Source organism: Nitrospirota bacterium (assembly GCA_016180645.1).
Lineage (GTDB): Bacteria > JACPQY01 > JACPQY01 > JACPQY01 > JACPQY01 > JACPAV01.
This window is the reverse complement of record JACPAV010000034.1, coordinates 50,594-57,061: the sequence shown is the minus strand read 5'-3', so window position 1 is coordinate 57,061 and position 6,468 is coordinate 50,594. Positions and strand designations below refer to the sequence as shown.

General features: G+C 60.2%; 5 protein-coding genes. 1 reads left to right on the top strand and 4 read right to left on the bottom strand.

From position 1 onward, the window contains the following. Positions 1-238 precede the first annotated feature (238 nt). Positions 239-445: a hypothetical protein gene (locus HYT87_17365; protein MBI2061512.1), complete on the top strand. Its 207-nt coding sequence runs from the start codon at positions 239-241 to the stop codon at positions 443-445. 2,040 nt (positions 446-2,485) lie between these two features. On the opposite strand, the gene HYT87_17360 is transcribed toward HYT87_17365, so the two are convergent. The 4 genes from HYT87_17360 to HYT87_17345 form a co-directional block, all read right to left on the bottom strand. Continuing rightward, positions 2,486-3,445, bottom strand: a complete 960-nt coding sequence (locus tag HYT87_17360) for a transposase (protein ID MBI2061511.1) — start codon at positions 3,443-3,445, stop codon at positions 2,486-2,488. A 322-nt stretch (positions 3,446-3,767) separates the two neighbouring features. Further along, on the bottom strand, positions 3,768-4,850 hold the full coding sequence (locus tag HYT87_17355; protein MBI2061510.1) for a transposase: 1,083 nt from the start codon (positions 4,848-4,850) through the stop codon (positions 3,768-3,770). Between the two features lie 27 nt (positions 4,851-4,877). Next, entirely contained in the window at positions 4,878-5,882 is a 1,005-nt protein-coding gene (locus tag HYT87_17350; protein MBI2061509.1) for a WYL domain-containing protein, read from the bottom strand. Positions 5,883-6,117: 235 nt separating this feature from the next. Further along, a complete protein-coding gene (locus HYT87_17345) occupies positions 6,118-6,432 on the bottom strand; it encodes a hypothetical protein (GenBank protein MBI2061508.1) in 315 nt (104 codons plus the stop codon). Positions 6,433-6,468: the final 36 nt, after the last annotated feature.

Here is a 6,468-nt window from a genome sequence, read left to right as displayed (position 1 = left end):
ACCGTCCTCGGCAAGGGGGTGCGGCTACCACCCCTTCCCCCCTTGAGGGGGAAGGCCAGGATGGGGGGTTGAACGAGCACAAAAGGTTTTCCCCGTTCCTCGCATCATGGGTGAATGGTGGATTGTGAAGCGTGAGTCGTCAAGGAGCATTCCCACAAGCATCCAGCTATCAGCTTTCGGCTCTCTCCTAATGAAAGCGTTTGACTCGCGATGTCCAGCCTGATAGAAGCCGGACTCGATGGAAGCGGGAAGGGATCGGACGGATTTCGTGAAGTTCTTTCTCAGGCTTGCCGAGATTTCATTCCTGATCCTGGTTGCTACGCCTACGGGATTGCGTTTTCTCAAGGCGGAAATCGGTGTCGGAACATATCTGGTTTCCCTGGGCATGGGCGTGGTCATGATCTTGCTTTTTCTTCTCATCGCTTATAAGATTTGGAAAGGGTAGAGCATGGAGTTGATCCTTTCATCGCTTTTCGGGCTGACCGTAGCCATCGTGGTGGGGGGAACTGCCTTGTACTTATTCCGCAAAGCCTAAGCCCAACCTTCCATCCCTGCACATTTGGGGTCGCCCCCCGCATCGTCAACGGCGCACGGGTCAAGTCTTGACTTGATACTTCTCGGTTTCATGTGCCGTGCATCGAAAATCGTTTCATAGAGGTGTCCTCCTTTTGGGGTTGATAGAACAGCGTTCAGCCCCATATGAATCCTCACCCTCAAGGGGTAGGGGGTAGGCGCAGGCTTTACCGTCCTCGGCAAGGGGGTGCGGCTACCACCCCTTCCCCCCTTGAGGGGGAAGGCCAGGATGGGGGGTTGAACGAGCACAAAAGGTTTTCCCCGTTCCGCGCACAAGTCGTGAACCCGTGAGCCAGTGATCCCGTGAACCGGGAATCGTAGGGCGAAAGAGACTTGCCGAGGGCCGGACCGTGCAGTCCAGCCCTCGGACTCCCTTGTGCCCACATGAGAACGCAAATTTGCCGGGGTCGGAGCTTTGCGGCCCCGAACCCCGGCTGCTCCCCCTTACTCGCATTTTTCCTATAGAGACTTCGCATCGATAGGGCACCGCTTGGCCCGGCCCGCGGGAGACGTTTGCGGACCGGGCGGCGGGTATTCTGATTTGCCGGGGCGTCCGCCACTGGACAGACGCACTCCGGACGGTTCGCTCCCCCCACTCGCATGGAGCTTACGCAAGCGTTCACCCCCACCTGAATCCTCACCCTCAAGGGGTAGGAGGTAGGCGCAGGCTTTACGCCTGCGTCTGAAGACGCACCCATGAAGGCCATGTTCCATGCCGCGCCGTCCGTGGCACGGCGACATGTCATGGCCCCATACCGTCCTCGGCAAGGGAGTGCGGCTACCACCCCTTCCCCCCTTGAGGGGGAAGGCCAGGATGGGGGGGGTTGAACGAACACAAAAGGTTTTCCCCGTTCCGCGCACAAGTCGTGAACCCGTAAGCCAGTGAACTCGTGAATCGTAAGGCGAAAGAAATTTGCCGGGGGGCTCCGCCGGCTGGCGGACGCCCCCACGGACTCGCTCCCCGTTGCCTTCGCAGGACTTCGTGAAACTTGAGAAGGGGGAATCCGCCACGCGGCGGACTCCCTCCATTCTCCCTGGTACCCACACAGCGCGGCACCGCTTGGCCCGACCCCCGGGAGACGTTTGGGAGCACACCTCCGCTGCGCTTCGGGCCATGGTCCATGCCGCGCCATCCTGGGCGCGGCGACATATCATGGCCCCATACCCTCCTAGGCATGGGGTACGATGATTGGAAACACCATTCAGTCCTTGCATCGCCGGGCAGCGGATTGTTGCGAGGAATTCGTTGAAGAAAATTCACCGCACTCTCCGCAAAGCTCCAAGTACGGTCCCCTCCACTCCGTTTCGGGGACGACGAATCGAAATCCCATGAAGTCTCTGCGTCGTAGTAGGTGAGGCCATGAAGAATTTGCACCGGGGGTCCCGAATATGGGCCCATCTTGCAGGGCTATGGGGGATCGGGACCCCACGGATATACTGACTTGGAAAATCTTGAACGATGAAAGATTCCGGTGAACCCCGTTAGATCCCCGCACCGGGCTTCGGACCCCGGGCTTGTGCTGAAGCGAAGATACCCCGTGGCAAGCCACGGGGCCTCTAACGGGGTGAACGGGCGAAAGGCAGACGGAATCTCCGGCGAGATTCATTTGCTCCCCAATCCTCCACCCACTGGCGGTCCCTCCCTCACTGTCATCCTGCTCCCTCCCCTTTGCAGTGCAACGTACTTTAACAACGTTTAAGTGCCTTGGGGTCCCTTCAGACGACCCCGTATCCGTCTCCCTTGAGCGTACTCTATCGAATCTCCACATGATGTCAACAGATTCTCCGGTTTCTCGGGGGAAAACCTGGACCGGGAAACATGGAATCTTGACTCCAACGTTCATGGAAATGACATCAAGTGCCCTTGGGGTCAAGTCTTGATTTGATACTTCTCGACCCGTCTTGCGTCGGATCATGAACGTTCTTCACGCGCCTCCTGCTGCGCGGTGATCCCCTTCAACAGCCTCTTGGCCCTCCCGTCCGCACGGAGCAAGCCGTCGGCCCGAACGCACGCCTTCGTCACGGCGCTGTCGCTCCCCAGGCCGAAATGCCGCCGTATCTCCGCATTCGGAAACCCCGCCACCCGGCTGGAAACGTAGATCGCCAGGTTCCGCGCGTTGTTCGTCCGACCCCGACGCCCCTTCACGATCTCCGGTGAAGTCCGACCCGTCTTCCGAATCACCGCCTGCACCACGGCGCCCAAGGAGGGGAACTGCGGGGTCCGTTCCTTCCGCGCATGCTCCCGAGACGGTCGGGCCCTCCTGATCGCCGCGGCAAGAAATCCCCCATCCCCCAGAAACGGGCTCCGACGCCCACTCTCCATATGGTCCCTCAGCGCAGCCTCGTTCCCCTCCGCCACAAACCGCTCGAAGGCGCCAAGGTTCGAGAATCGACCCAGCACCTCCTGCCACGCCAACCATCCCGGCTTCTTCGAGGCAAGGTACAAGGGGTGACTGCTCCACGGGTAGGCCCTCGCGGACCTCGCCACGCCGGCTTCAACAGGGTTGAGGTGAATATACCGGACCAGTTGCAACAGGTAGGCATCCGCATCCACCAGAAGAGCCTTGTAGCGGCCTCGGAACAACGGACCGTCACGCCCGCGAGCCCGGTTGAATCGCTGGGTGTACAGTCCGTCCACATGTCTCATCACCCGAGACACGTTCCCGCGAGGGGTCTGCAAGAAAAGATGGTAGTGGGTCTTCATACAGCAATAGGCCATTACTTTGACGTCCCACCGCGTCGCGACATCCGCGAGCAGATCCACGAATCGCCCATGATCGGCTTCCCGCTCGAAGACCGGCTGCCGATCGAGGCCGCGGTTCATCACGTGGTAGTACGCCCCGGGAAATTCGACTCGCAACGGCCGCGCCATCAAATCGCTCCAAGTAGTATCAAGTCAAGACTTGACCCCATTGTTCCCTCCGTCAAGTTTAGCAACGCTTGACTGAACTCTGCCCCCCCACGCATCTGCTTCAAGGACCACGAACGGCAACTCGTCGCTCCCCCGGGGGTCATTCGTCAGTGCCCATCCCATGGAACCATGAATTCGAACAGGATCTGTTCTCCGGCATGCGCAAGGAGAGTTGAGGAATCGTGTAGACCGGGGGGCCGAGATGATTTTCAAACCACTGGCCCTCCTTCTCTCCCCGTACTTCGCATCCTGCTGGACACGCTACTCGCCCACACGTGACGCGTCAAGTGAATTCGGTCCCGGGGAGCTCGCCGTGGGCAGCCCGTTCGGTCCCGCCACCGCTGTGGGCGCTCCCCCACTTGCATGGGATTTCACCATGGAGGTTCAGCTTGGAAACCCTTGGGGTCAAGTCTTGAATTGGCATAGGTGAGTCCACCTTTTGCATGATCTCTCGATAGAGCTTGCGCAGAGTCCGGTCTCGGGAGAGGGACCGTTCCACCCGCGCACACGCACGGGTGATCGCACTGCCGCCGGTCAAACTAAAACCACCCCTGATGTCCCCATGGCTAAAGCCCGCGCAACGGGCGGCCAAGTAGATGGCCAGATCCCTCCCGTTCCGCCGTCCGGGCCGGCATCTCTCCAACTCCTCCCGGCCCACTCCCGATTCTCGGGTGACGGTGTCCTTCACGTCCTCCACCGTCCGAAACTGAGGCGCGCGTTCCCTACGCGGATGCTCCCGCGACGAGGCGGTTCTGCGAAGCGCCCGGGATAGGAAATCCGCGGAGCCGAGGAAAGGGCTGCGCCGATGCCCATCCAAGAACGTCTTGAGGACGATATCATTCCCCCGCGCCACAAACTCCTCAAAAGCCTTCAGCCCGGAAAAATGACCCAGGACTTCCTCATGAGCCAGCCAGGTGGGCTTGCTCCGGGCGCGATAGAGACCATGACTGCTCCATGGGTATGATCCAGCCGTCTCGACGAGTCCCGCCTCGACCGGGTTGAGGTGGATGTACCGGACGAGTTGAAGGAGGTGTGAATCGACATCGACCAGGACAGCCTTGTATCGCCCTCGAAAAAGGGGACCGTCGCGGCCCCGGTTGCGGTTGAGTCGTTGGGTGTAGACTCCATCGACATGGCGCATGAAGCGGGAAAGGTTGCCGCCGGGGGGTTGTAGAAAGAGATGGTAATGAGTGGTCATGCAACAGTAGGCGAGAATGCGCGCGCCCCAACGTTGAGAAATGTCCTGAAAAAGCTCGGTGAATCGCTGATGATCGGCGTGGGTCTCGAAGACAGGCGCGCGATCGAGTCCCCGGTTCATGACATGGTGATCGGCCCCGGGGAACTGAGTTCGAAGGGGTCGTGCCATCCGTCCAGCCCCCCAACCAATGCCAATTCAAGACTTGACCCCATTGTTGTTGTCGCCTGCGTAGAAGCCTGCGGCCTTGGACAAGACCTTGTACGCTTCACGCCGGAGTTCCGCGGGGGTCACAACCTCCACGTCCGCGCCTCGGGCCAGAACCCATCGGAGCACCTGCTGGAGGTTTTTCGTCTCGAAAATAAGATGGATGCGGCCGTCGGCGCCTTCCTCGAACCGCTGGGTCTTGTGCCAGATGAGTTCACGGGCTACGAGTCCGGCCTGCCTCTCGAACGCCAGCTCCACCTTCACCGGGCCGCTCAGCCGCTCGAAGCTGAATCCATCCTCCCCGATGTATTTTCTCGGGTTGAATTCCGGAGGCACCGTGAAGGTCTGCCGCAGAACGCGCACTTGTTTGATCTGGGCGACGGCGAAGACGCGCCTGCCCTTCCGGAAGTGGTCGTACCCGATCAGGAACCAGCGCCCCATGTATCTCCCGAGGTGGTAGGGATCCACCTGGCGCCGGGTGACGGCCTCCCGGTAGATGGTGAAGTATGTGATGTCCAACCGCCTTCGCCTGAGCAGGCCTTGGATGACCGGGCGCAGGATGCCCGGATCGAGGATGACGCCCGGTTCATCGGAGAAAGACACAAGGGACGATTCTCCCGACGGATTCGAAGGATTGGTCTCCCTCGCCAGCGCCAGCAGTTCGTCACCCAGAGCGCCCACGCCGATTTTCTGGAGGACCTGGCACCCATAGATGAGGGCGAAGAGGTCTTCTTCAGATAGGCTGTTCAGTGCAAACGCGTAGTCATCGCGCATGTACCGCCATGATTTCGACTCGCGGTGGTATTCGATGGGCGCCTTGAGGCGGTCCCGCATGAAATCGATGTCCCGCTGGACCGTTTTCGTGGAGACCTCGAGGAGGCGCGCCAGCGAGGTGCAGCTCGGCCGTTCGCCGTCCTCCGTTCGACCCGCGCGCAGGCTCCGATGAATGATCCAGAACCGTTCCAGCGGCGGCCGCGTGACTACACCCGTACTCAATGTCATCCTACTCCCTAGAAAGCGCGGAGCCTAGCACTCTCACCCCCCCATCGGCTGTCCTACAGGATATGGTGGTCAGCTTAGGTCAAAGTCCAAATATGCCCATCTCCAAGTATGGCACGTCTCTCTTCTCCTCCTTTCCCTTCGCAGTAGGCACACATGGCGCAACCAAGCGCGAGGTCGATCCTTTCTCCACGGCCAACCACTCTGTCGCGCATCCCGTGGCGAGGCGAACCTACTTGCCCGTCACAATCGTGCAGTAGGTGGAATAGAAGAAGAGGACGCTCGATCCGGTGTGGTCCACCGATGCCACCTCGTGAATCCCCGCATCCTTCTTCGCCGCCTCAATGCTGGCGTCGCCGGTGGCGACGAGCCCCAAGATGCTTGAGGCGCAGGCTTCTCCTCTTTTCGACGTCTCCAGGCCGTGCCAGACCTGCCGTGGGTAGGAGACATTCGTGTAGAGCGTTCCGACCAAGGGAGCCGGAGCAACGGCGCAGGCGGCCAGCACCAAGGCCGTTGACAATGCTAGTAGGAAGGGTGTTCTTTTCATTCGTCCTCCTTTGTTTTGGGGTGATTCGTTCAAGGT

What these genes read in the sequence shown, in the direction of transcription:
- HYT87_17345 (MBI2061508.1), bottom strand. Translation starts at nt 6,432, where the DNA reads ATGAAAAGAACACCCTTCCTACTAGCATTGTCAACGGCCTTGGTGCTG.
- HYT87_17365 (MBI2061512.1), top strand. Translation starts at nt 239, where the DNA reads ATGGAAGCGGGAAGGGATCGGACGGATTTCGTGAAGTTCTTTCTCAGG.
- HYT87_17360 (MBI2061511.1), bottom strand. Translation starts at nt 3,445, where the DNA reads ATGGCGCGGCCGTTGCGAGTCGAATTTCCCGGGGCGTACTACCACGTG.
- HYT87_17355 (MBI2061510.1), bottom strand. Translation starts at nt 4,850, where the DNA reads ATGGCACGACCCCTTCGAACTCAGTTCCCCGGGGCCGATCACCATGTC.